We start from the raw sequence: 24,967 nt of genomic DNA, 5'->3' as shown, positions 1-24,967 counted from the left end.
GGACTGGAAAAATCCAGCCCCAATGTCGCTAAGTTAATCATTTTTTATTTTTCAACGTGGTCAGCAAGTTCTTCCTGGGCTTTTTTATTTGCCGCAGTAGCTTCTTCTTTCCATTTTATCTTAGCCGCTTCGTATTCTTTAGTCGTTACTACATCCTTCTGAAGCTGGGTCAGCTTGAAGTTGTAGCTTGAACCTTTGACACCAACTGGTGAGTAGGCCTTTGTAAATGGCACTGATTTAGTAACAGACGGTGTTGCGCCTTGTGAAACAGTCGGAATAATCAAGCCGCTATCTAGCAACCAAGCTTCCGCTTCTGCATACTTTTCATAACGCAGCTGCACATCGTTGGTTTCAGCATTGGCTTCTTCCAGCATCTTAGTATATGTATCCAAGCCAAGCTCTTTAATCTTATCATTGTCTTGACCTGGTTCAAAACCAAAGTTTTGCAAGCTTCCGCCGTTCTTGATATTGAGAGTATCTAAGTAGGTAGATGGGTCTTGGTAGTCACCGGTCCAACCACCAGTAGACATATCATAGTCTTTTTGAGCAGCAGAGTTAGCAAAATAGGTGATATTATTAAGATCGTCTGTGCTCATCTTTTGCAGATCAATGACGACATTTTCTGCTCCAAGAGCCGATTCGATAGACTGCTTGGTTGAGCTAGCCCATTGAACTCCAATCGTGCTAGACTGATCCACAGGCATATCTAAGTGAATTGGGAATTCAACTCCCTTAGCCTGCAAGGCCTGCTTCGCTTCTGCAAATTTCGCCTTAGCTTTTTCAGGATTGTAGTAAGGATCTTGAGCGTCAGAGAGGTCAATTCCTTGCCATTGGCTGCCATAGTTGACTAATTTTTCCCCAACAACGGTTCCAAAGTCCTTGTCGCCAATTTGAACAAAGCTAGGTGGTACTAAGGTATTTCTCAAGACCTTAGTCGCTCCGTCTTCACCATTTCCTTGCGCACCATAAGATGTACGGTCAAAGGCAAAGTTAATAGCCTGACGGAAATCCTTGTTCATGATTGCTTCGTTGGTAGCAGATTTTTGAGCGTCTGTTGTTTTAGAAGTATGATTGTAAGACTGACGGTTGTAGTTGAAATTATAGTAATAAGAAGTAGAATCTTGCGGGCTGTATACGATATTGTCCGCATATTTCTTCTTGACTGAAGCAAAGCCTGAGCTATTCGGATAGAGACGAGCTGTGCTGTAAACGCCATCGCTGAAGTTACGAATCAGCGCTTCCTGATCATTTCCATCATAGTAGGTCAGCTTGATACTATCCAGAGTGACATTGTCTTTGTCGTAGTAATTTGGATTTTTGACAAATTCCATCACAGACTTGGAAGTCAGAGACTTGAGCAAGTAAGGACCATTATAGAGGATGCTAGATGGCTTGACAGAGCCAAAATTGCTTCCTTCTGCTTTCAGAAACTCTTCATTAACTGGGAAAAGAATCGTGCTGGTCGTTTTAGAGTTCCAATATGGCTCAGGGCGAGCCAGAGTGTATTGCAGGGTATGGTCATCAATAGCTTTGACACCAACATTGTCAAAATTCTTATCTTCACCCTTGATATAAGCATCCAAGCCCTTCACAGAGTCCTGAACTAGATAAATAGCTTCAGAATTTTCATCCGCTGCATACTTCAAGCCAGTCACAAAGTCCTGAGCTTTTACTTCTGCATATTCTTCACCATCGGATGTGTACCATTTAGCATCATCACGCAGCTTATAAGTATAGGTCAGACCGTCCTTAGAAACTGTCCATGACTTCGCGATTGAGGGAACTAGATTCCCGTACTTGTCATTTTCAAAAAGTCCATCAACCAGGTTGGAAATGACATCACCTGTCGTTGCACGGTTTGTAGCAAGATAGTTCAAGCTGTCAGGGTCTGAACTATAAACGTAAGTATAATTATTTGTGCTAGATGAAGACTGGCTACAAGCTGTTAGCAATAGCCCGGCGCTCAGTGCAACTCCAGTCGCAATCAACCACTTTGATGCTTTCATGGATAGAACCTCCTTTGATGTTACATTTTATAACATGAACTATTATACCAAAAAGCGTATAAAAAGTAAATAGTAAACCGATGACAGATGAGTAAAATATTCAAGTCAGTATGCTTTTAGGAAACACATAAAGCTCTCAGCTACCGCATTCCTACTAATTTCCAAATAAAAAAAGAAGAATCCGTTTTTACTGCAAACTTGCTTTGGATTCTTCCTTTTTGTTATTTTATCAAGAATAAGTAAAACTGTAAGCTCTTCAACACTGCTCGCTCATTCTTTTATTGCCTATAGTCTGCGAGAAGACAAGTCATATAGATAGACAGCTCCAAACAAGAACAAAGCACCCAACAAGACTAAGAACAAACTGCTGCTGTCTCCTGTTTTTGGAAGCTGATTAAACTGTGCAGCCTGCTGACTTAGTTGCCGACGAGAACTTACAGGTTCAACAGAACTCAAACTCAACTGAGGAGGAGTTTGTTGGCCTGGAATCGTGTTCTGCCCAGCTGCAGCAATCTGAACAAGCTCCTTGTAATAACCTTCTCCTATGCTGAATTCTCTGTCTTGACTGTCAATCAAGGTCAGGGAAAGCACTGGACTGAACTGACCTTCTACTAAACCTTTCAAGCTGATCTCAACTGGATTGGTATCATTGGCTTTTTTAGAAATCAGAACAGTATCGCCAGAGATGGTATAGTCAGGACTTGGCAGGATGCTGAAGTGCTGAGTATCCATCTTAAGGGCAAGACGGTAGTCATTTTTCTCTAGACCGTTTAATTCACTCAGGGTAACCGTAGCTGTAAAAGGCTGATCTAGCTGGGCAGATGCAGGGACATTCACTTTTATTTCCTTAACTGGATCGGTATAAAAGATACCATGCCCGATAGGATAGGCAACCTCTGTCTCAGACATGATACCATCCTTGATACTCGGCACATTTACTGGTAACTTCCCAACATGATTTTGACCATTGAAAATGACTTCCACACCTGCTGGGATATTAGGACCGAAGGCATTGTCTGGCTTCAAAGACTCAGTTGGATCCATGCCCTTGTTTCCATAAACCGCTACTATAGCCTTGGCATTAGGATAATTCGCTACATCATAAGGTTTAGAAATGCTCATGACAGCTGCCTGTTTTCCAGTTGCATTTACATAGTCCACGACTTCTGTCGGAACTCTTGTCAGCCAGAAATCGCTAGCTAGTTGAGATTGCCGTCCAATTTCAGAAATCAGAACAAGGTGAGTAGCCTGGTCAATCTTTTCTTTCAAATCTTCTAACTTGGTTGTTTTGCTGTAGTTTAGCGCTTCATATGTGACACCTGCTGGAATCACTCCGTCAGCTATCAGACGCTTGACACCCAGCTCTAGCCCAGGCACTTCATCGTCATAAGCCGCTAGCATCAAAATCCTGTCGCCAGATTTGACCTTAAAGGGCAGAACAGTATCTTCGTTTTTAACTACCGTCACTGCACTAGCAGCGATTTTTCTCTCGGTATCTCTGTTTAGCTCTGATCCAACAGTTGCTTCAGCCTTAGCTTGGGTACGCTCAGATGGGTCAAAGTCTAAAATACCCCGTTTTTCTTTTAGGTTCAAGATGCGGGTCACAGACTCATCCAATCTGCTGACTGGAATATCCCCTCTCTGAACCGCCAGCTCAATATCATTGATAATCTTATCGATTTTAGCTAAATCACTCTTGCTGCGTAAGACAGTTGGCATCAGCACCACATCTACACCTGATTTGATTGCCATGATAGCCGCTTCGGATTCTCCAAAGTTTTTGGCAATCGCATCCATGCCCATAGCATCAGATACCACCACTCCCTTGTAGCCAAATTTCTTACGAACAATACCGGTAATAATGTCATCAGATAAGGTAGCAGGGATATAGATGGTTTCCCCAGTTTGTTTAGATATAACCGTGTCTTTTTCGATCTGAGGATATTGGATATGGGCAGTCATCAGCATATCAGCGTTTTTGTCAATGGCAGCCTTGAAAGGCAGCAGCTCCAGCGCTTCTAGCTCCGCATAGGACTTATCCACCAGAGGCAGGCCAGTGTGAGAATCCACCGCCGTATCGCCATGCCCAGGGAAATGCTTAGCCGCTACTGCGACATTGTATTTCTGAATCCCCTCCATCATAGCCGTTCCCAAACGGGCAACCACCTTAGGATCTGAAGAGAAGGAACGCAAACCAATAACGGGATTCTGCGGATTGTTATTTGTGTCAAAAACTGGGGCAAAGTTGACATTCAAACCTAGAGCCGACAGCTCCCGTCCGATAATTTGACCTGCTTGATTGGCTAACTCTGGATCTCGCGTCGCGCCAACTGCCATATTGCCTGGAAGAGCAGTCCCGCTGCCCAAACGATAGACAATACCACCTTCTTGGTCAATAGCGAGCAAGAGCGGCAACTTGCCATTATTAGCTTGGTTACTGATAGCTGCTTGCTGCAGGGCCTGCGTCAAGGCCAAGGTTTGAGCAGTTCCTTTCACATTCTCAGCAAAAAGAATAACTCCGCCAAAGTCGTATTTATCAACCGCTTCTGCCACTTCTTTATTAAGCTCCGTCATATCGAACTGGGCGGCTTGACCCTCTTGCTGCCATTTTCTGAAGTCTGGCATCAGCATCTGGGTAATCTTCTGACGAAGCGTCATATCCGCCACAAGCTGCTGCACTCTCTTAGAAGCTGGCGGCGCATCAGTCACCGCCTGACCTTGAGGTTGATTGGCACCTGAGGAAACTTCTGCTGCCTGCGCAGTCGCTGGTTTGGCAGAGTCTTCTAGCAAATTACCAGTATTGCCTTCTTGGGTTGAAGCAGTAGTTTCAGTAGCTGCAACTTCCGAAGCATCGGAGACTGGCAAGGCTTTTGCAGCAATCTGACTATCCTGACTTGGCGTGCCACTAGCTCCTACACCACTATCAGAAGAGTCCGATACAACTGCAGCACTTGCTTGTTCAGACTGGTTAGCAGATTCTGGCGGCTGATTAACCGAATCTGCTTTTATGGCTCCCAATGGCCAAAAAACTAGTAATGATAAGGCAAGCGCCAATAGCAATTTATACCTTTTCATCATAGGCATTCTCCTTTCATCCCTATAATAATAGCACAAAAAACGATGTTTGTAAACGTTTACATATTATCTAACGATTGTTTGTTTTTATCACCAATTAGTAATACAATCTCTATAAAAATGAAATAGTATTACAATATTATAGAAATGTTACAGAGGTATAATTTTATAGAAATAACATAACCTAACTGTTAAAAACAAGATTCTTTTATCTTGTGCTAACAGTTGCATAGAAAGGATTTGCTATGAGACAAGAAAAGAACACCAAAGCAATGTTCAACCGCCGCTACTGGCTGGGGCTTTCCCTGGCTTCTGCTGCGACTTTAGCCGCTGCTTTGATTTCCACCGGAACAGTTCGAGCGGAGAACAAGTCAATCCCTGACTGGGCTTCTAGACGTGAAGTTGGTATTTACGATCCTAGTGTACCAGACATTGAGGACGACCCTACTATCTTTGATGATCCAGGACCTATCAAGGTTCCGGAAGCTCCTAAGCGTGACCTTCCTAGCGTTATTGATGAAGAAACTGGTGAAAGGATTAGAAATAGAATCGTTCTTTACAAGGGTAAATACTATGCACTTGATCCTATTAGATCTATATACGAAGTTCGGGATGATCCAGGAGAACAAATTCCGACGAATCTAAAAAACTCTTTCTATACTAGCCCAACAGGTAAGGTCTATTATTTTGACGAAAAAGGACGAAGGGTCATCAATCTTTACAGTGTAGACGGCAAGCAATACTTCTTTGATTCTTACGGAGAAATGGTTAAAAACAGATTTGTTAGTTACTCTGAATACACTTATTACTTTAGAGAAGATGGAACACCTTATAAAAACGGACTTTATAAGATTGGCAAGTACTATTATTACTTTGGTGAGTACGGTGAACTTTATAGGCAATCTATTGTCAACTACAACGGAAAGACCTATTATGCAAATTGGTATGGCGTTGTTAATATAAAAGATGAAGAAGTTACACCATAACGAAAAATACCAGAAATGAGGACGTATGTCTTCGTTTCTGGTATTTATTTTATTCAAAATCACTCAAATAGAAAATTCATTTTTTATAAGCAGATGGTTATTGTTCTTTTGATTTTCTTACACTAATACCTAGTCCCAATCCAGCCAGAAGCAAACCAAGCCCCACAACACTATAGACTGCCTTTTCGCTACTTCCTGTTTTAGGAAGAGACTGTTCTGATTTAGCCAAAAGTGTTGGTGCCTGAACATGGTAGACGGTAGATGTAGGCATTGTAGTACGACGCTCAAGATAGAATTGATAACTATCTTTTATGATCTTATAGTAACGAGCTTCATTGACACTTTCAACAATCCATGAAGTGGTTCCCTTTGTCAGAGCATCAGCTAAGTTATTTTCGATATCAAGCACTCTGCCTTCTGTTGCAAAATTTTTGTAAATTCCCTCAATCGCTTTTACCGTCGCTACAGTTCTTTCTATACCAGCAGCTTTTAGAGCCGCAAGTGTATCAGCAACTGTCGGAATTGAAGGATCTTCTTTCATTTCAGCATCTGTCAATAAAACGACGAATTTCTTATTTTTAGATGACTTAGACCAATCATAGGTCGAAATAATCTGGTTCAGGGCAGGAGTTGGTGTTTCTGGAGTATCTCCTCCACTCGCTATACGAATCGCAGCCAATGCCTTTTCGAGCTCAGCCGGATCAGTTGTAAAATAAGATGAACCAAACCGTGTTAGAACCGTATCTTCATCTTTGCTGCCAGAATTACGGCCGTAGACTTCATCGCTAAATGTTGCCAGACCAAAACGTGCTGTAATACCCTCTTTAGTAATATTTCGCACAAATTCATTAATATTTGCACGAACAATATCAATTGTGCTGCCCATGGATCCTGAACGGTCGACAACAAATACAATATCAGCTGAACCAGCTTTTGTCACAGTTGGTGGCGTTGAGGTGTAGGTAATAGTTGTAGTCTTATCTACTCGCTCATACTGCGTATAGGGATTCCCACTTTCATCTGTGCCAGATAAAGTATTTTCAGTACGTCTAGTTATTGGATCTGGCGCCTTATCAACCTTTCCTGGAGCCACTTCCGTCTTTGTAACATCAACGGTTGCCGTTTCTACACGGACTGTTTGATTGCCTTCTTGACTTTCTTTGACATCAACGGGTGATACATTTTTTGAGACATCGATCAAATCTCCTGGTTTCGCTGCAGATTCTTCAACAACAGGTTTCGTCGTATCAGCAGCAATTTCAGCACCAGCAGCTTCAATCGGAGAGCTTACTGCTTCAGTTTTTGCTATACCGCTTGAAGGTGGTGTCCCAACCTGGTCTGCAAAAATATGCGAAGCTTGTGAAAAGGCAAATAGAAGAGTTGCTGATGCTAATCCAACTTTCAATTTGTACAATGAAAAGCCTGGAAGTTTAAATGATTCTTTTTCCATAATTTCTCCTTATCTTTTTAGATTTAGAAACATGATTGCATCTATTTTATATAGAATAACATAAAAAAATAGGAACTACAAGCGATTTCAAATATTTATTAGTCTAAAAATTAAAATTTTAGAATATTATCAGAGTTTGTATGCTAAAATTGATGAGCATCATCATGAATCATTAAACAAATGTTTTATCGTGCCGTCTCTAATAAGAAATCCCCATGCTCAATTATCCGAGCATGGGGATTTCTTATTAATTATTTAGCGATTGGGTAAACAGAAACTTGTTTCTTATCGCGTCCTTTGCGTTCAAAGCGTACTACGCCTTCAACCTTTGCGAACAAAGTATCATCTCCGCCGCGTCCAACGTTGACACCTGCATGGATATGAGTGCCACGTTGACGGTAAAGGATTGTGCCGCCTGTTACGGTTTGACCGTCAGCTGCTTTAGCTCCCAGACGTTTCGCTTGTGAATCACGTCCGTTAGATGTAGAACCTCCACCTTTTTTGTGGGCGAATAGTTGCAAGTTAGCAAGATTCATTTTTAACATAATGTTTTTCCTCCGTGTTAGTTTTCTGTGATAACTCTGGTTTGAACGAACTCAGATGAGTCCTCCGATAAGTTTGCCATTCCTAGGAAAAATGATTCAAAGAAAAGCTGAGTCATTTCTCTTTGGTGTGACGGTATATCCTGAGGAATTTCAACCTTCAGATAACCGCCTTCTATTTCGTTTAATTCTAAGTTTGGTTCGTAGCCTGCGAATTTCTCAACTGAATTGACAAAATTAATGGCGAGCGTCGAAACAGACGCACACACGACATCAAAGCCGTATTCACCACTCGCGGCGTGACCTGTGATTTCTGCACGCCTCAGTTCGCCATCTTCGGCTCTTTCAAAGACTGCGTGTATCATTTAATCTCCTTAAAATTAAGCGTTGATAGCGTTGATGACAACTTTTGTATATGGTTGACGGTGACCTTGTTTACGATGGCTACCTTTTTTAGGTTTGTACTTGTAAGTAACAACCTTCTTTTGCTTGCCTTGTTTTTCAACAGTTCCGACAACAGAAGCTCCAGCAACAAGCGGAGTTCCGACAACAGTGTTTTCACCACCAACAAGAACAACTTCGTCAAAAGTAACATCTTGACCAGCTTCAGCGTTTAACTTTTCAACGTAGATTGCTTGACCAACTTCAACTTTAACTTGTTTTCCGCCAGTTTTAATGATTGCGTATGTGCTCATTATGCACCTCCTATGATTTTTTTGGGGGTTCCCCGTATTTTTGTGAAGACTCGCCTAGCATCGTGGGACGAACCACTTAAGAGAAGAGCTCTAAGTATAACAAAGAATAAACTAGGAATTGAGCCGAAGGCATAACTTGTGTTAGGCAAGGCGATAATAACAAAGTTTAAATTTGTTATACGACGAGCAACGATGTTCGTGCGGTTGCACAGGAATGTGCATAGTCAACTCTATAAGTATAGCACTTCTGGAGCTCTTTAGCAAGCTTTTTCATCTCATGAAAACGGATTTTCAAGTATTATCTTTAGATTTTGTCCACTAATGAACCAGGACAACCTCTGTTATCTGCTAACAGTTTTATTAAATAATTATTAGTTCAAAAAATTCTAAATATAACGCCGTACCTTATCTTGATAGGCTTGATATGACTTTCCGAATTTTTCAAGACACCAGCGCTCCTCAGAGAGGATAATCCAGTGGGCCGCAGTCTGAAAAGTCACTAAAATCAGAAAGAAAATCATTGTTTTGGTCAAAAAAGCTATTCCCAAAAAACAAACAAAATAAGCTACATACATGGGATTACGGGAATAGCGATAAAGACCCTTTGTATTCATGCCGTTTGCATCTGGTCTAGCGAAATCCCTCATACTGATAGCACACAAAGCCAAACCAAACAAGTAAATAGCCACTCCAGCATAAAAGAAAACAGAAAAATGAAAGTTGATTTCAAGGAAAAAAGAAATTATGAACAAGGCTAGATTGCTCAATTGATAAATCATATAAGCTATCTTTTCTTTTCCTTGGACTGGTGCAAAATAAGTTGCGCGTGACAAAGCATTTTTGGTCAAATGACTCAATAAAGGAAAACGAATCAGCAGAAAAGGAATTAAGAGAAAAACAGCAAGCATAAAGGTCACCTTCTCTCGCTTTTACAAGAGCCCCTCAATCAGCTCATCAACTTCATCAGCCTCTGCTTGCGGTCTGATTTCTGTAATCATGATGCCTGCGACAGCGCGCTCAACCAAGCCTTCAACATCTAGGTAAGTTTCGTACTTCTCAGCATTCTTGATTTTTGGATTGGTTTTTGGCCGATCTGGAGCAAAAATGGTACAGCAGTCTTCAAATGGCTGGATAGAAATTTGGAAAGTATCAATTTTCTCTGCAATCTCAATGATTTCCAGCTTGTCCATGGTCACGACAGGACGGATAACTGGTGTATTGGTCACAGCGTTGATAGCCTGCATACTTTCAATGGTTTGACTTGCCACCTGACCAAGACTTTCTCCGTTGATAATGACTTGAGCGCCCCTCTCCTCCCGAATCCGGTCTGTAATCCGCATCATAAAGCGACGAGTCAGTGTCATCAGGTAGGCTTCTGGAGCCTTGGCCTTGATTTCCTCCTGAATCTCTGTAAAAGGGACTTCGATAAACTGGATATTACCGCCAAACTTGGTCAGTTTCCGAGTCAGATCCTGAGCTTTTTTCAACGCACCTGGACTGGTGTAAGGCGGACTGGCAAAGTGAACCGCCTCAATATCCACACCGCGCTTGAGAGCCAGATAGCCAGCCACTGGTGAGTCAATTCCTCCCGACAGCATGAGCATACCTTTTCCTGAAGTGCCAACTGGCAGGCCTCCAGCACCACGAATCGTCTCATAAGAAATATAGGCCGCTTCTTCACGAATTTCGACACGTAGCTCAATATCCGGCGCTTTCATCTTGACCTGAACATTGGGAATAGCCTCAAAAACAGCATCCCCCAATGTCTGATTAAGCTCGCGGCTATCTAACTCAAAGCTGTGATCACTGCGCTTGCTAGCAATCTTAAAGGTCATGCCTTCCTGATAGACTTGCTTCATGATTGTTTGAACAGCTTCAATCAAGGCTGGTACAGACTTTTTAACCCTATAAGATGGCGAGAAATTCTGAATCCCAAAAATCTGCTTGAGCGATTCGGCGACTGGCTGATAGTCGGTTCCTTGCAGATAGATATGAGTGCGGTCACGGTCAGCCTTGACATGAACCCTCGGATAGATTGATAAGACTGATTGGATATTGCGTTTGAGTTTGTTGATAAAGCGCATGCGGTTCTTGCCCTTGGTTGAGAGTTCACCGTAGCGTACCATAATTTCTGAATATTGCATTGTTTACCTTACTTTTCTTGTTTTTTCGTAAATAATTTTAAAAGTTGTCAAAAACTGCTCCATCTGGCTCATATCGTTGTCAAAATCCAAACTGATACGGACAGCAGTTTGAGCGAGAGACTTTTCGACCCCCATAGCGATTAGGGTTCCTGCTGGCTTTCCAGCCTTGGAAGAGCAAGCGCTGGTAGTCGAGATATAGATCTCGTAGTCTTCAAATGCATGGACGATGACTTCACCCCGCACTCCCTTGATACCAAAGGTTAGTATATGGGGCGCAAAATCCTCCATGTCTGAGAAAATCACCACATCTGGATACTTCTGTAGCTCTTCAAGGAGAATCTTCTTCATCTGAGCCGTCCGCTGGGCAAATACTTCTTGCTTTTCCATAGACAGCCTCAGGGCCTTGGCCGTCGCTGCAATGCCAGCTAAATTTTCCGTCGTTGAGCGCTTGTCTGACTCCTGGCCGCCACCAGTCAAGAGGGGACTGATTTTCTTACCAGACTTGATATAGACAAATCCTACTCCCCGGACACCGTGAAATTTATGACTGGAAAATGTCGCAAAATCCACACGATCCGTCAGATAAGCAGCTGTTGGAATCTTCGTAACAGCCTGTACAGCGTCCACATGAAAGGAAATAGTCGGCTTGTCTGATAGCAGTTCGGATATTTTCTGAATGGGCTGAAAACTGCCAATTTCATTATTGATAGCCATGATGGAGATCAGAGTGGTGTCTGGTCGAATCAACTCCTCTAGCTTGTCTACCTCAACAAAACCTGCCTTGTCCACTGGCGCAAAATCTATTTCAAACCCTTGGTTCTGAAGCCAGAGGGCTGATTCTTTAACCGCGGGATGCTCAATATTAGATACGATGATGTGTTTGCCAAAGGGAATCTTTTCAAAGGCAACTCCCTTTAGCACCCAGTTGTCCCCTTCTGTCCCTCCGGACGTAAAAAAAATCTCCGAAGAAGACTTGCCTAAAAGCTCTGCTATTTGCCTGCGAGAAGCTTCTAAAAGACGGGTTGCCTGACTGCCTAAACTGTGCAGACTGGATGGATTTCCCCAGATTTTAGAAGCTACTTCTGTGTAAGCAGCCAAAGCCTCAGGATAAGGCTTGGTCGTCGCTGAATTATCTAAATAAATCATGTTCTTTCCTCTAAATTTCAATACTCCTATTGTAACACGAAAGAGAAACTGGAACAAGAAAGAAAAAGCCCTAAATTCTTAGAACTTAGGACTAAACATCACCGGTCATAAAACTCATGCAGCAAGCCAAAGAGTTCCTGTTGTTGAGCGAACAAGCTCTGACCGATGGTAGTAGATTTGATGAGGGTTCGTTCCTCTACATTTTCAATCACCTTTTTCAGGGAGGTCTGAGCAAAAGGCGATTCTACAACTTTTTGAGCATTTTGGAAAGGCTGATGGGTCACTAGCTGGAAGCCATAGGAATTATTGAGCAGTGAATAGCCAGCCGTTCCAGTCTTCTTCTGATAGGCCTTGCAGAGGCCACCATCAATGACAAAGAGCAGACCGCCCCCACGGATAGGTGACTCTCCCTTGCCTGTCTTAACCGGAGTATGACCATTGACCATTCTAGACTCTTGAGAAAAGAGGCCAAATTCTTCCAAAATCAGCTGGCAGACTTTCTCAGAATTTCGATAAGAAAAATAAGAATTTTCTACTTCCTTGTGGGTGTCCTTATCTTCAATGAAATAGCGCTCCAAGGTAGTCATCTTTTCTTTGCCAAACAGAGGAGACAACTTGCCTTTCCAGCAATACCAAATCAAATCAGTCGACAAATCATCGCCCACTTCCTTGTCCTTGGCCGCCTGTCGAATATGATACTCAAAGAAATCCAGCAATTCCTTGCCAGAGTAATGGGCTTGATTGAGAATGAAAGGCTGGAATTCTCCTGACGGCTCCAGAGGAATGCAGCCGTGAAAAAGCAAGTGCTGGTTGTAAATCTTATACATAGAGCCCTTGTTCATCAGAAGACTCATATGTTCTGCCATCTTAAGAGAACTTTGGAACGAGGCCAGCATACTGTCTACAGCTTGATTTTCTTCTGGTGTCAAAGCTGACGGATTTTCAGGATTGATAGTTTGGAAGCAGGTATTAACCAGGGCATGCTTGGTATCGTCAATCGTAACACTTTCTTCCCAATAGTCAATCTTGTCCAGCATAACATGATCCTGCATCTGGAATTCAGGTCGTCGTTTGATGAGCTGATTTTCCAGCTTGAACTGGATAATCGCTAAGGCTTGGTGAACCTTTTCCAGCTGCAGAATTTCCTCTTCAGAAAACTCCTGCTCTCTGCCACCAAGAATAGGCCTAAACTTAGGATTAGACTGGTAAGTCTTGTCCGCAAAAAGAGTCAAGGAGCGCAGGTTTAAACCATAATCTTTCTCTATATCCCAGAGATAGCCATAGCGAGCTGCGATGCGCAGCACATTGAGTAAGCAGGCCTTAGAGCCAAAAAAGGCTCCCATCCAGATAATGTCGTGATTGCCCCACTGAATATCGAGCGAGTGAAAACGCTGCAGTTCATCCATGACCTGAGCACTGCCGGCTCCTCTGTCAAAAATATCTCCAACCACATGCAGATGGTCAATCAACAACTGCCGAATACTTCGGGCCAAGCCTAGAATAAAAGGCACCGCTTCCCGCAATTCAATCACATAAGTCAGGATATTCTCAAAATAGGACTTTTTATCAGCCAAAGCCCTGTCGCTATAGAGCAACTCCTCGATAATATAGGCATACTGTGGCGGCAAAGCCTTTCTGACCTTGGAACGACTGTATTTTGCACCTGCAAAAGCCAGCAAGTTCAAGAGCTGGGGAATAGTTTCCTGATACCAGTCTTGGTATTTAGTTTCTTCCCCCAGCACAAGCTCAGGATAGGAAACCAGCGCTGACAGGCGGTCCTTATGAGCTTCTGACAAGCTGTCCCCAAAACAGTCCTTAATCTTCTCATTGAGGATACCTGCACAACTTCTCAGAATATAGTCAAATGCAGCAAACTCCCCGTGAATGTCACTGATATACAGCTCCGTTCCTTTGGGTAGGTTCAAAATTGCCTCTAGATTGGTCAGCTCTGTAATGACCTTCTGCCGACTGTCAAATTCTTTCAGTAAAATACGCTTATATTGCTCCATCATATCCCCTCACTCTATAACCGCTTTCTCAATCTTCTCTCTTATCTCAATTTCTTCAAATGATCTTCAATCAAGAAAGCTGTCTCCTCGATTGATTTATCCGTGATATTGATGACATGTGCCCGATACTTTTTAAAGACTTCTTTTGAGTAGTCTAGTTCTTCGTATATCTTTTCCAGATCTGTGTAGCTAGTCGACTGGGTTAATCCCAGAGAATTCAAGCGATTACTACGTATCTTAGACAGTTTTTCTGGCTCACATAAGAGGCCAATAATCCGCTCTGGTTCAACCTTATCCAATACCTGAGGCAGAGGGACTTCTGGAATCAAAGGCAAGTTGGAAACCTTGTAGCCTTTATTAGCCAGATAAATACTGAGTGGTGTTTTAGATGTTCGGGAGACGCCCAAGAGCACCAAATCCGAATCCAAAAATCCTTGCGGCGCCTTGCCATCGTCGTATTTGACCGCAAACTCAATAGCAGAGATTTTATTAAAATACTCAGTGTCCAGCCGGTGCAGAGTACCCGGCACCTCTATAGGACTGGTGCCCGTCTTTTCTCTGATAATCTCAAAAAATGGATGCATCAAATCCAGATAAGCAAGGCCATTGGACTGACTGAACTCTCTAGCTACAGCTGCTAGCTTGCCATCGACCAGAGTACTAATCACAAGGGCATCATCCTTGATGGCATCGCGCAGAATATCCAGCAATTCTTCTTCTTTGTTGATAAATGGAAAACGATAGCTGTTATTAAAAATAATATCTGGGTACTGGGCTGTCACCGCAGACAATAGCTTCTGCGAAGTCCCCCCTAAAGAATCTGAAATGCTGTAAACAATAATTTCTTTCTTCATGTTCATTCCTCTTATCTATTAACCTCAGCGCTTCTGGCCTCTTGAATAATATAATCCAGCAGGGCTGACTTGGTCACAGTTCCTAAAATTTTACGCTCATTATCCTTATCCACTACCGGCAGCGAATCAATCGAAAAATCCTGCAAAACTGCTGCTGCTTCCAAAATATTCATATCCTTGTAGCAAGTTTTGATATGGGGCATTCGGGTCATGCAGACCGCTACAGGAGTGCTGTCAATGTTAGTATTGAGCGAAGCCCGCAGCAAGTCCTTACGCGACAAAATCCCTAATAGCAGCTTATGCTCATCAATGACATAGAGAACATCCGCATCATACATAAATAAGGTAATAATGGCATCTTGAATAAAGGAATCATGAGATACCAAAACAGGCGATGTCATAATTTCCGCCACTTCCTTTCGAAAGGTATCGAAAAAGAAAAGCGTCTCTAAATCCGAGCCCGAGTACGTGTAACCAACTTTAGGTGTAGCCTTCAAAATCCCAACCAAAGTCAGAAAAGACAGGTCCGAGCGCAGAGTCGCCCGAGAAATATCGAGTAATTCAGAGATTTTCTCACCGCTGAGTGGCTGGTGTTCTTTTACAATTTCTACAATTTTCTTTTGCCGTTCACTTAATTTCAAATAGGTCTGACTCCTTCTTTCTTTATGTAGATGATTGGCCTGATTTCGCTTAAAATTTAGGAATTATTACTCATATTTTATTTTTAAACGTTTAAATAATCATCATTTTGTAACACATTATAACAAAAAAAGAAAAATTGTCAATAAAACAGGATACTTTTTTCGGTTGACAAATATATGTGATGTATATTACAATGTAGTTGTCCTACAATATGACACATATTTCATAATTTTGGAGGTAAATATGGCGAAATGGATTTACTCCTTCGAGGAAGGATGTGCAGATGACAAAGCCCTGCTTGGCGGAAAAGGAGCCAACCTAGCTGAAATGACCAATTTGGGACTGCCTGTCCCTCCAGGTTTTACTATTACTACAGAAAGCTGTATCGAATATTTAGAAAGCCCTTATTTCTTTGAATCTTCTTTAAAAGAAGATATTTTGAAAGCGATTACTGATTTAGAAGAGAAAACAGGTAAATATTTCAGCGGCAACGACTCTGCCTTGCTCTTAGTGTCTGTTCGAAGCGGAGCCAAGTTTTCCATGCCGGGCATGATGGACACTATTCTCAATCTAGGTCTGAACGATTTAAGAACCCAGACTCTGGCTGAGCAGACCAATGCTGACTTTGCCTACAACTGCTACCGCCGGTTGCTGCAAATGTTTGCTGATGTGGTTTATGGAATTTCCAAGGATGAGTTCGATGACCTCTTGGGCTATTTTGAAAGGAATGCTGGCAAACAGGCCAAGGATTTCACATTGGAAGAACATCAAGCATTAATCGACCAGTACAAGCAGCTTTATCGTGAGCATCATCAAACCTTCCCGCAAAGCTCAAAAGAACAGCTCTATGCAGCTATCAAGGCGGTCTTCAAGTCTTGGAATAATCCCCGAGCTAAGGTTTACCGCAACTTGAATGATATTCCTCATGATTTGGGAACAGCGGTAAATGTCCAAGCCATGGTCTTTGGCAATAGCGACCAAGCCAGTGGTACAGGAGTCGTCTTTACGAGAAACCCTGCCAGTGGTGAGCATCAGCTATTTGGCGAATTTTTGCTCAATGCACAAGGAGAGGATGTCGTAGCCGGTATTCGGACTCCTGAGCCTATCGCTGCACTTGAGACAGCTCTCCCTCAGGCTTATGCAGCCTTCCAAGACTATGCTAAGATTCTCGAAAACCACTATAAGGACATGCAAGATATCGAATTTACCATCGAAAAGGGTAAACTCTATATTCTCCAAACTAGAAACGGTAAACGGACTGCCAAGGCATCTTTGAAAATCGCCTTAGATCTGGTAGACGAGGGCATTATCAGCAAAAAAGAAGCTCTCCAGCGTGTATCTCCTGCTACGATTAGCCAGCTCATCCATCCTGTATTTGAAGAAAAAGCTCTGCAAGATGCTCCTTTCTTGGCTCAAGGACTGCCAGCCAGCCCTGGTGCTGCAACTGGTGAGATTGTCTTTACAGCTGAGCGCGCCAAAGACTACCACTCCTTGGGTAAAAAGGTCATTTTAGTCCGTCAGGAAACTTCACCTGAAGACATTGAGGGCATGGTGGTCAGCCAAGCCATCGTAACCAGTCAGGGTGGTATGACCTCTCACGCAGCTGTCGTAGCCCGAGGAATGGGAACCTGCTGTGTGGCTGGTTGTGGAGAGCTGACCATCAGCGAGGACAGCAAAACTGTTTCCTGCGGAAGTCTTGTTTTGACCGAGGGTGATGTCATTTCAGTTGATGGCAGCTCTGGGCGCATTTATAGTGGTGAGATTCCGACTGTCCTAGTCGAAAATGACCAAGAACTCCAACGACTGCTTTCATGGGCAGATGAGTTCGCACAACTCAAAGTCCGTGCCAACGCAGAGACCGTTCAGGATCTGAAAACTGCTATTAAGTTTGGGGCAAAGGGCATTGGTCTGGCTCGTACCGAACACATGTTCTTTGGTCAGGAACGGATTCTGGAAATGAGGCGCCTGATCCTGGCCGACAATGAATTGGAAACTAGATCCGCCCTCAAAAAACTGCTGGAGTTCCAAGAAGAAGACTTCTATCAAATGTTCAAAGCAGTTCAGGACAAACCTATGATTATCCGTCTTTTGGATCCGCCCATGCATGAATTTCTACCTAAAGATTCACAGGAAATCAAGGCTTTGGCTGACAAACTACACAAATCGCCAGAAAAACTGACTCGCCGCATTGAACAATTGCAAGAAAGTAATCCTATGCTAGGTCACCGCGGCTGCCGTCTGGGGATTACGCAACCAGAGATTTACAAGATGCAGATCGAAGCCGTCTTCAAGAGTGCTATCAAGCTGAGTCAGGAAGGATTGACCGTCAAGCCAGAAATCATGATTCCGCTGATTGCAGACAAGGCTGAGCTGGAATCTGTCAAAGCCTTTCTGACCCAACATATCAACAAGCTCTTTAGGCATCAAGGTCAGGAACCTTTCCCTTATGAAATTGGCACCATGATTGAACTTCCGCGTGCCTGTCTGGTTGCAGACCAGCTGGCTCAGGAAGCAGACTTCTTCAGCTTTGGTACTAACGACCTGACCCAGATGACCTATGGCTTCTCACGAGACGATATTGGAAAATTCATCGGCCATTATAAGGAGAAAGAAATCCTTCCTTTTGATCCTTTCCAAACTGTCGACCAAGCCGGAGTTGGTGAATTGATGCGGATAGCTATCAGCAAGGGGCGTCAAGTCAAGCCCGACCTTTCAATCGGCATCTGCGGCGAGGTCGGTGGTGATCCGGCTTCTATTCCTTTCTTCCAAGAAATTGGTGTCACCTACGTCTCCTGCTCTCCTTATCGGGTTCCAGCTGCAAGGCTAGCTGTCGCTCAAGCGGCACTCCAAGATGAGAAGGCGTAATTACTTTGCTATTCTAGCTCAAGAAGCTGCTCAATCCAAATTTGAGCAGCTTCTTTTCTTAACAGCAATCTTCTGTGTGCGTTTTCATAGATAAAAATTTGATTTTTTTAAGACATTTTCAGATAAAAAACGTATAATGAGAGATAAGAAATCATTGAAATTTTAAAAGGAGATTCTTGTAAGCATGGAAAACTATTCTCGCAGTAATAAAAACAAGACAAAATCATCTAAAAAACCTACTAAACAGCATATTAAAACCGGCCTTTCAGCCTTCCAAAAGACTATTGCAACGATTGCCAGTATCTTATCCATCATCATTGCCAGCATCACGATCATGAATCTGACCAGTCATAAGGATGAAAAATCAAAATCTGATACCAGCAGCTCCACTGCAACGACTACCATTATCAAGGAAATCGAAAAAGAAACAAGCAGCCCTGCTTCAACGGCTGCAACTGATACAGCTGCTTCCAGCAGCGATACAGCAGCGGTTGAGACTAGTGCGTCTAGTTCTGCAGCAGATACAGCAGCAGGCGACACTACTGCTTCTAGCTCTGCGGCAGACACTGCAACCAATACACAGACAGAAGCTTCAAACTAAACAAGCAGAAAACGTCCAGCTCTAAGAGCCAGGCGTTTTTCTTGTATTCATCAAGCAACCTTGCTTGACTATCATTTCCGATACATCTTGACTTGAAGATAGAGGTCGTTGTATGTCCCCAGCCATTTAGGGCCCAACTGCTCATAAACTTCCAGATGTTTCATCGTTTCCTCAGTCGGATAAAAAGCTTCATCTTCCTGAATTTCCTTAGGCAGCATGGCCTTGGCAGGAAGATTTGGTGTCGAATAACCAACATAAAGGGCGTTCTTATAAGCATTTTCCGGTCTCAGCATAAAGTTAATAAACTGATAGGCTGCTTTTTTGTTTTTGACTGTTTTGGGAATGACAATATTGTCAAACCAAAGATTGCTGGCTTCTGTTGGCACGACATAGCGTAGGTCTTCATTGGCCTCCAGCATCTGCCGAGCCTCGCCAGAAAAGGTCACACCGATAGCTGCATTGTTCTGAATCATGTATCCTTTCATCTCATCAGCCACAATGGCCTTGATATTTGGCGTCAGAGTGTAGAGCTTGTCGACAGCCTCCTGCAACTGATCTGCATCTTTGGAGTTGAGACTATGGCCATCCGAGTTCAGACCAATTCCCATGACTTCACGGGCTCCATCAATCATCATGATGGAGTTTTTGTATTCAGGACGCCATAGATCATTCCAATGCTCTGGAGCTTTATCAACCATTTTTTCATTGTAGACAATGCCCAGCGTTCCCCAAAAATAAGGAATCGAATACTGATTTCCAGGATCGAAAGGCTGGTCTAAAAAGTCAGATCCGATATTTTCCAAACCTTTAATCTGGCTATGATCTAGCTTTTCTAACAAGCCTTCCTTCATCATCTTAGCAATCATATATTCACTGGGAATCGCAATGTCGTAGGTTGTGCCGCCCTGCTTCACTTTTGTATACATGGCTTCATTGGAGTCAAAGGTATCGTACTGGATTTGGACACCAGTTTCCTTAGTAAACTCAGTCAGAAGCTCAGGATCGATATAGTCACCCCAGTTGTAAATGACCAGCTTATCGCTCTCCTTGCTCTGAGTCCGACTTTCAATCTGGTAACCAACACCCCACAAGACTAAGATAATCAGCAGAATCCCCGCTAAAAATGAATAGAGCTTTCTCATACGGTCTCCTCCTTCTCACGGGTGATAAAGTAATACCCAATTACCAAAGCAATGCTAAAGAGAAATACCAAGGCTGACAGGGCATTGATTTCCAGAGAAATTCCCTGACGAGCACGGGAGTAAATCTCAACAGACAGAGTAGAGAAACCATTGCCTGTAACGAAGAAAGTTACTGCAAAGTCATCTAGCGAATAGGTAAAAGCCATGAAATAGCCAGCAATAATGGCTGGAGTCAGATAAGGTAGCATGATTTCTTTCAGCATTTGCAATTGGCTAGCGCCTAGGTCATAGGCAGCCTTAATCATATCATCATTCATTTCTTTCAGACGCGGAAGAATCATCAGCACCACAATCGGAATGGAAAAGGCCACATGGCTAGCCAGCACAGAAAGGAAGCCTAGCTGGAATTTTGCAGTGGTAAAGAGAATCAGAAAACTTGCCCCAATCATGACATCCGGTGCCACCATGAGGATATTGTTGATAGACAGAAAGGCATCCTGATATTTCTTGCGAGCTTGATAAATATAGATGGCTCCAAAAGTTCCAATCAGCGTCGCAATCAACGAAGACAGAAAAGCCAGAAAGAAAGTCTGAACCAAAATCAAAATCAAGCGTGAATCCTCAAAGAGATTCTGAAAATGACTGAGACTGAATCCTGTAAAACGATTCATGTCTTCCCCAGCATTAAAGGCATAAGCAATCAGGTAAAAGATGGGGATGTAGAGCACCAAAAAGACAAAGGCCAGATAGAGATTTGCAATTTTTTTCATCGCCCTCTCCTTTCCTTGGTTGCCCACATGGTAAAGAGCATAGCAACAATCAGCACCACTCCGATAGTAGAGCCCATGCCCCAGTTTTGAGTAGTCAGGAAGTGCTGCTCAATGGCAGTTCCCAGAGTAATCACTCGATTCCCCCCGATTAAGCGAGTCAGCATGAAGAGACTGAGACTAGGGATAAAGACGGACTGCACTCCACTTCTGACACCATCCAAGGACAAAGGGAAAACAACCCGACGGAAAGTCTCCCAGCGATTAGCTCCCAAGTCATAGCTGGCATTGATAAGATTTGGATCCAAATCATCCAGAACATTGAAAATGGGCAGAATCATAAAAGGCAGCTCGATGTAGCTGGCTACAAAGATAAATGAAAAGTCCGTAAAGAGAATCTGCTGCGGTCCTACTCCGATAAAAGTCAAAAATTGGTTAATTGAGCCATTCTGACCAAAAATACCGATGAAAGCATAAGCTTTGAGCAGAAGATTGATCCAGGTCGGCAGGACAATCAGCATGAGCCAGAGCTGCTTGTGCTTGAGCTGAGTCAAAAAGAATGCGGTCGGATAGGAAATCAGCAGGGTTACGACAGTAATAATTCCTGCATAAAGAACCGAATTCAGACTCATCTTGAGATAGGTCCAGTTCTGCGATGTGAAGTAGGTCTGGTAATTTTCCAGCGTAAACTGGCCCTCAATGTTGAAGAAGGACTTCCAGATAATCATGACAACAGGTGCCAAGACAAAGAGGAAAATCCAGAGCAGGTAGGGCAAGAGAAAAAGATTAGAGGTTGTTTTCTTCATCGCGTTCCTCCTCAATAGCATTGATCAGCCCCGCTTCCTGCTCTTCTACTTCTACATATTCTTCGATACGGGCATCGAATTCTTCTTCAGTTTCATTGAGACGCATGATATGGATATCTTCAGGCTCGAAATGTAGACCAATTTCTTCACCAACAATGGCCTTGCGAGTCGAGTGAATCATCCATTCATTGCCCAGTTCATCATAAGCGATAATCTCATAGTGAACGCCACGGAAAAGCTGGGTATCAACTTTAACCTGCAGCTTGCCTTCTTCTGGCAGAGTAATCCGCAAGTCCTCCGGCCGAATCACCACCTCGACAGCTTCATTTGGACGCATCCCGCCATCCACTGCTTCAAAGCGCTTGCCGTTAAACTCAACCAGATAGTCTTCAATCATCTTTCCAGGCAGAATATTGGACTCGCCAATGAAGGTTGCAACAAAATGGTTGATAGGCTCGTCATAAATATCAACAGGCGTTCCCGACTGAACAATCTCCCCATCATTCATAACGAAAATCCAGTCACTCATAGCCAAGGCTTCCTCTTGGTCGTGTGTGACAAAGACAAAGGTAATGCCCAGACGCTGCTGCAATTCCCGCAGCTCATACTGCATGTCCGTACGCAGCTTCAAATCCAGAGCAGACAGCGGCTCATCCAGCAAAACGACCCGTGGCTGATTAATGATTGCCCGCGCAATGGCTACACGCTGGCGCTGGCCGCCCGACAGTTTGCGAATAGAACGGCGCTCAAAACCTTCCAGCTGAACCATTTTCAGCACTTCTGCAACCCGCTCTTGAATTTCTTTTTTATCAACCTTGCGCAGACGCAGCGGAAAGGCAACATTTTCAAAAACATTCATATGCGGAAACAGTGCATAGGACTGAAAAACCGTGTGAACGTCTCTTTTATTAGTCGGAATATCATTGATGCGGACGCCATCAAGAAAAATATCCCCGTCTGTCGCGTCCAAAAGACCGGCAATAATGTTCAGAATCGTTGATTTTCCAGAACCAGAAGATCCCAGCAAAGTATAGAACTTTCCTTCTTCCAACTCGAAATTAATATCTTTCAGAACGACAGTATTATTATCTTCAAAAACTTTTGAAACGTTTTTAAACTCGATGATTGGTTTTTTCAATTGTCATAAATTCCTTCTTTCTCGTATTAACAGATTAAGGGTTCTGTCAGACCGCTGCTACCTCATGAGGGCTGTAAAGGCCCTTTATAAATTCCGTGTCGATAGGCTTTCACCCCCTTACTAAGTTGCAGCCAGCTGCAGTTCCTTATCCAGCATACTTCTACTGGAAATCATATCTGTCTTACAGAGATTCACCAATGATGCGGACTTCGCGCTCCAGAGTAATACCTGAATTTTCCCGCACCCTTTCAATCACATGAGCGATAAGATTTTCGTAATCTTGAGCCGTTCCTTTATCGACGTTAATCATAAAGCCGGCATGCTTCTCAGATACCTCTACACCACCGATCCGATGACCTTTGAGTCCTGCTTCACTAATGAGCTGACCAGCAAAGTGACCCAAAGGACGCTTGAAAACAGAGCCACAGGATGGATATTCCAAAGGCTGCTTGAGCTCCCGCAGATGGGTTAAGCGCTCCATTTCCTGACGAATCGTTCTGTGAACACCAGGCGAAAGAGCAAACTTAGCAGAAATAACAATGTCGCCTGTTTCCTGAACCAGTGAGTGACGATAGCCGAACTTCATATCCCGAACATCCAGCGTTTTGACTTGACCCTGAGGAGTCAGTACCTTGCAAGACACCAAGACATGAGCAATCTCGCCGCCATAAGCCCCAGCGTTCATAAAGACAGCTCCGCCAACGCTACCTGGAATACCACAGGCAAACTCAAAGCCAGTCAGACTGTTCTGCAAGGCGATATGGGTTGTCTGAATCAGATTAGCTCCAGCCTCTGCCTCAATCATATAGCCATCTACTGCTACATTATTGAGCTTGTCAAACATAATCACGAAACCTCGGATACCGCCATCTCTCACAATGATATTACTGGCATTTCCCAGCACCATCCAAGGAATGTCTTCTTGATTGGCAAAATTGACAATACGAGCCAGCTCATAACGATTGCGGGGGAAAACTAAGAAATCGGCTGCACCCCCGACCTTTGTGTAGGTGTATTGACTCAAAGGCTCATTGAAGCGAATGTCGATTCCCTCTAATTCAGATTTTAATTTCTCTAGTTTTTGCATGATTTTCTCTCTTTTATGTAAACAAAATACACTCTATTATATCAAAAATCTATGGCATTTACGATAGATTACAAAGAAAAAGCTGAGAAAGGTCAGCTTTTTAATGATTATAATTGCCTAGTAGCAAAACGTTGTGTTTGAGTAGAAAGAGCATTCCTGATGGCACCGAAAGCTCCCGCTCCACTCGCCAGAGCCTGTAATTCTAAATGATCCATAAAGTGAATTATCCTCCTTTAAGCTAGATCCATTATAGCACAGTTAGGTATAAAAAGATAGGGATATCAACTCCATAGCTTACAAATGAAAAAAGAGGCTCATAGTGAACCTCTTGATGATTTATTTTTCTACCCGGACGCCCTCTGTGTCTACCTGAAGCCGGAAGATTTGCCCTTTGAAATTCTGTTTTTGCAGAAGCTGATAAATCGTCTCCGTCTTGTGCTTAGGTGATAAGACCATAACAGTCGGCCCCGCTCCTGAGATATAGGTTGCATAAGAGCCGTTTTTTCTGGCCAAGAACTTAATATCTGAAAATTCCTTGATCAAAGGCTGACGGTATTTCTCGTGGAACAAATCAGACTCGATAGCCCGACCAGCGATTTTCATATCACCTTTTAAAAGAGCTGCAATCGCAACATTGGCAATGGAGCTAGCCGCAACAGCTTCCTTGTAAGAAAGCCGATTTGGTAAGACTTGGCGGCTCTCAACCGTCCGAAGCTCATAGTCTGGGATATAGGCGATGAAGTCTGCGTCCGGAAAGTCCGCTACCACAGCAGACACCTGATTTCTAGATGAACTAGATACGACCAAATTACCATAAATAGCTGGCGCAACATTGTCAGGATGACCTTCAATCTTGGTAGCGATTTTCAGTTTCTGATAATCCGACAAATTAAGATGAGCCAGCTGGTTGGCCAATTCAATCCCAGCCACAATGACCGAACTAGAAGACCCAAGCCCACGAGCCAATGGAATATCACTGGTCATTTTCAAACGGCGTGGCTGAATATCTGGA

The 24,967-nt window shown here is 43.2% G+C and carries 21 protein-coding genes and 1 other annotated feature; of the genes, 3 read left to right on the top strand and 18 right to left on the bottom strand.

The genetic code is table 11. From position 1 onward, the window contains the following. Nucleotides 1–44: 44 nt before the first annotated feature. Nucleotides 45–2,006 (bottom strand): peptide ABC transporter substrate-binding protein, encoded by a 1,962-nt coding sequence (locus RWX26_RS03410; protein ID WP_314579187.1) that lies wholly within the window; start codon nt 2,004–2,006, stop codon nt 45–47. A gap of 285 nt (nt 2,007–2,291) precedes the next feature. Then, a complete protein-coding gene (locus RWX26_RS03405; RefSeq protein WP_314579183.1) occupies nt 2,292–5,090 on the bottom strand; it encodes a glycoside hydrolase family 3 N-terminal domain-containing protein in 2,799 nt (932 codons plus the stop codon). 236 nt (nt 5,091–5,326) lie between these two features. Between RWX26_RS03405 and RWX26_RS03400 the strand changes: the two genes are divergently transcribed. Beyond that, nucleotides 5,327–6,067 carry a hypothetical protein gene (locus RWX26_RS03400; protein WP_268701471.1) on the top strand — a complete coding sequence of 247 codons (741 nt, stop codon included), beginning with the start codon at nt 5,327–5,329 and terminating at the stop codon, nt 6,065–6,067. A gap of 97 nt (nt 6,068–6,164) precedes the next feature. Here RWX26_RS03400 and RWX26_RS03395 read toward each other — a convergent pair whose 3' ends face one another. The 10 genes from RWX26_RS03395 to RWX26_RS03350 all read right to left on the bottom strand — a co-directional run bounded on the left by RWX26_RS03395 (nt 6,165) and on the right by RWX26_RS03350 (nt 15,548). Continuing rightward, nucleotides 6,165–7,517, bottom strand: coding sequence for a vWA domain-containing protein (locus tag RWX26_RS03395; protein ID WP_314579177.1), 1,353 nt, complete (start codon nt 7,515–7,517; stop codon nt 6,165–6,167). Between the two features lie 251 nt (nt 7,518–7,768). Next, entirely contained in the window at nt 7,769–8,062 is a 294-nt protein-coding gene (gene rpmA, locus RWX26_RS03390) for a 50S ribosomal protein L27 (RefSeq protein ID WP_314579174.1), read from the bottom strand. Nucleotides 8,063–8,079: 17 nt separating this feature from the next. Continuing rightward, the gene (locus tag RWX26_RS03385; RefSeq protein ID WP_227963388.1) at nt 8,080–8,424 is read right to left on the bottom strand and encodes a ribosomal-processing cysteine protease Prp; all 345 of its coding nucleotides are present in this window, start codon (nt 8,422–8,424) and stop codon (nt 8,080–8,082) included. A 15-nt stretch (nt 8,425–8,439) separates the two neighbouring features. Next, entirely contained in the window at nt 8,440–8,754 is a 315-nt protein-coding gene (rplU, locus tag RWX26_RS03380; RefSeq protein WP_002904398.1) for a 50S ribosomal protein L21, read from the bottom strand. Between the two features lie 36 nt (nt 8,755–8,790). Then, nucleotides 8,791–8,970, bottom strand: a sequence feature (ribosomal protein L21 leader region). Nucleotides 8,971–9,140: 170 nt separating this feature from the next. Continuing rightward, complete coding sequence (locus RWX26_RS03375) at nt 9,141–9,662, bottom strand: isoprenylcysteine carboxylmethyltransferase family protein (RefSeq protein ID WP_314579166.1); 522 nt, start codon at nt 9,660–9,662, stop codon at nt 9,141–9,143. A 21-nt stretch (nt 9,663–9,683) separates the two neighbouring features. Then, on the bottom strand, nt 9,684–10,898 hold the full coding sequence (thiI, locus tag RWX26_RS03370; RefSeq protein ID WP_314579162.1) for a tRNA uracil 4-sulfurtransferase ThiI: 1,215 nt from the start codon (nt 10,896–10,898) through the stop codon (nt 9,684–9,686). Between the two features lie 3 nt (nt 10,899–10,901). Further along, nucleotides 10,902–12,044, bottom strand: a complete 1,143-nt coding sequence (locus tag RWX26_RS03365; RefSeq protein ID WP_314579160.1) for a cysteine desulfurase family protein — start codon at nt 12,042–12,044, stop codon at nt 10,902–10,904. Nucleotides 12,045–12,142: 98 nt separating this feature from the next. After that, nucleotides 12,143–14,053, bottom strand: coding sequence for a fructose-bisphosphatase class III (locus RWX26_RS03360; RefSeq protein ID WP_049539799.1), 1,911 nt, complete (start codon nt 14,051–14,053; stop codon nt 12,143–12,145). A gap of 41 nt (nt 14,054–14,094) precedes the next feature. After that, nucleotides 14,095–14,913 (bottom strand): pyruvate, water dikinase regulatory protein, encoded by an 819-nt coding sequence (locus RWX26_RS03355; RefSeq protein ID WP_293827451.1) that lies wholly within the window; start codon nt 14,911–14,913, stop codon nt 14,095–14,097. Between the two features lie 5 nt (nt 14,914–14,918). Beyond that, nucleotides 14,919–15,548 (bottom strand): CBS domain-containing protein, encoded by a 630-nt coding sequence (locus tag RWX26_RS03350; RefSeq protein ID WP_002895628.1) that lies wholly within the window; start codon nt 15,546–15,548, stop codon nt 14,919–14,921. Between the two features lie 244 nt (nt 15,549–15,792). Here RWX26_RS03350 and ppdK point away from each other — a divergent pair, with 244 nt between their 5' ends. Both ppdK and RWX26_RS03340 read left to right on the top strand, forming a co-directional pair. Then, nucleotides 15,793–18,414, top strand: a complete 2,622-nt coding sequence (gene ppdK, locus RWX26_RS03345) for a pyruvate, phosphate dikinase (RefSeq protein WP_314579154.1) — start codon at nt 15,793–15,795, stop codon at nt 18,412–18,414. 184 nt (nt 18,415–18,598) lie between these two features. Continuing rightward, nucleotides 18,599–19,015 (top strand): DUF6556 family protein, encoded by a 417-nt coding sequence (locus RWX26_RS03340; protein WP_125330961.1) that lies wholly within the window; start codon nt 18,599–18,601, stop codon nt 19,013–19,015. A 71-nt stretch (nt 19,016–19,086) separates the two neighbouring features. On the opposite strand, the gene RWX26_RS03335 is transcribed toward RWX26_RS03340, so the two are convergent. The 6 genes from RWX26_RS03335 to thrB form a co-directional block, all read right to left on the bottom strand. Beyond that, entirely contained in the window at nt 19,087–20,157 is a 1,071-nt protein-coding gene (locus RWX26_RS03335) for an ABC transporter substrate-binding protein (protein WP_314579150.1), read from the bottom strand. Then, complete coding sequence (locus RWX26_RS03330; protein ID WP_002900472.1) at nt 20,154–20,927, bottom strand: ABC transporter permease; 774 nt, start codon at nt 20,925–20,927, stop codon at nt 20,154–20,156. The genes RWX26_RS03335 and RWX26_RS03330 overlap by 4 nt, the downstream gene beginning before the upstream one ends. After that, the gene (locus tag RWX26_RS03325; protein ID WP_314579146.1) at nt 20,924–21,730 is read right to left on the bottom strand and encodes an ABC transporter permease; all 807 of its coding nucleotides are present in this window, start codon (nt 21,728–21,730) and stop codon (nt 20,924–20,926) included. The genes RWX26_RS03330 and RWX26_RS03325 overlap by 4 nt, the downstream gene beginning before the upstream one ends. Then, nucleotides 21,711–22,868: an ABC transporter ATP-binding protein gene (locus RWX26_RS03320; protein WP_002906676.1), complete on the bottom strand. Its 1,158-nt coding sequence runs from the start codon at nt 22,866–22,868 to the stop codon at nt 21,711–21,713. Before RWX26_RS03320 ends, RWX26_RS03325 begins: the two co-directional genes overlap by 20 nt. A 181-nt stretch (nt 22,869–23,049) precedes the next feature. Beyond that, the gene (gene murB / locus RWX26_RS03315; RefSeq protein ID WP_002897679.1) at nt 23,050–23,955 is read right to left on the bottom strand and encodes a UDP-N-acetylmuramate dehydrogenase; all 906 of its coding nucleotides are present in this window, start codon (nt 23,953–23,955) and stop codon (nt 23,050–23,052) included. A 336-nt stretch (nt 23,956–24,291) separates the two neighbouring features. Beyond that, nucleotides 24,292–24,967: homoserine kinase (thrB, locus tag RWX26_RS03310; protein WP_314579141.1), on the bottom strand; the 676-nt coding region annotated here is incomplete at its 5' end.

This window comes from uncultured Streptococcus sp., assembly GCF_963536705.1.
GTDB lineage: Bacteria > Bacillota > Bacilli > Lactobacillales > Streptococcaceae > Streptococcus.
Note: the sequence above shows the minus strand (reverse complement) of the source record. Positions and strands in the feature narration are given on the sequence as shown.

Excerpts from the sequence above, each read along its gene's own strand:
- RWX26_RS03400 (WP_268701471.1), top strand. The coding sequence starts at position 5,327 with ATGAGACAAGAAAAGAACACCAAAGCAATGTTCAACCGCCGCTACTGG.
- RWX26_RS03395 (WP_314579177.1), bottom strand. The coding sequence starts at position 7,517 with ATGGAAAAAGAATCATTTAAACTTCCAGGCTTTTCATTGTACAAATTG.
- RWX26_RS03330 (WP_002900472.1), bottom strand. The coding sequence starts at position 20,927 with ATGAAAAAAATTGCAAATCTCTATCTGGCCTTTGTCTTTTTGGTGCTC.
- murB (WP_002897679.1), bottom strand. The coding sequence starts at position 23,955 with ATGCAAAAACTAGAGAAATTAAAATCTGAATTAGAGGGAATCGACATT.
- RWX26_RS03355 (WP_293827451.1), bottom strand. The coding sequence starts at position 14,913 with ATGAACATGAAGAAAGAAATTATTGTTTACAGCATTTCAGATTCTTTA.
- RWX26_RS03360 (WP_049539799.1), bottom strand. The coding sequence starts at position 14,053 with ATGGAGCAATATAAGCGTATTTTACTGAAAGAATTTGACAGTCGGCAG.
- RWX26_RS03410 (WP_314579187.1), bottom strand. The coding sequence starts at position 2,006 with ATGAAAGCATCAAAGTGGTTGATTGCGACTGGAGTTGCACTGAGCGCC.
- RWX26_RS03375 (WP_314579166.1), bottom strand. The coding sequence starts at position 9,662 with ATGCTTGCTGTTTTTCTCTTAATTCCTTTTCTGCTGATTCGTTTTCCT.
- rpmA (WP_314579174.1), bottom strand. The coding sequence starts at position 8,062 with ATGTTAAAAATGAATCTTGCTAACTTGCAACTATTCGCCCACAAAAAA.
- thiI (WP_314579162.1), bottom strand. The coding sequence starts at position 10,898 with ATGCAATATTCAGAAATTATGGTACGCTACGGTGAACTCTCAACCAAG.
- RWX26_RS03325 (WP_314579146.1), bottom strand. The coding sequence starts at position 21,730 with ATGAAGAAAACAACCTCTAATCTTTTTCTCTTGCCCTACCTGCTCTGG.
- RWX26_RS03365 (WP_314579160.1), bottom strand. The coding sequence starts at position 12,044 with ATGATTTATTTAGATAATTCAGCGACGACCAAGCCTTATCCTGAGGCT.
- ppdK (WP_314579154.1), top strand. The coding sequence starts at position 15,793 with ATGGCGAAATGGATTTACTCCTTCGAGGAAGGATGTGCAGATGACAAA.
- rplU (WP_002904398.1), bottom strand. The coding sequence starts at position 8,754 with ATGAGCACATACGCAATCATTAAAACTGGCGGAAAACAAGTTAAAGTT.
- RWX26_RS03340 (WP_125330961.1), top strand. The coding sequence starts at position 18,599 with ATGGAAAACTATTCTCGCAGTAATAAAAACAAGACAAAATCATCTAAA.
- RWX26_RS03385 (WP_227963388.1), bottom strand. The coding sequence starts at position 8,424 with ATGATACACGCAGTCTTTGAAAGAGCCGAAGATGGCGAACTGAGGCGT.
- RWX26_RS03405 (WP_314579183.1), bottom strand. The coding sequence starts at position 5,090 with ATGCCTATGATGAAAAGGTATAAATTGCTATTGGCGCTTGCCTTATCA.
- RWX26_RS03335 (WP_314579150.1), bottom strand. The coding sequence starts at position 20,157 with ATGAGAAAGCTCTATTCATTTTTAGCGGGGATTCTGCTGATTATCTTA.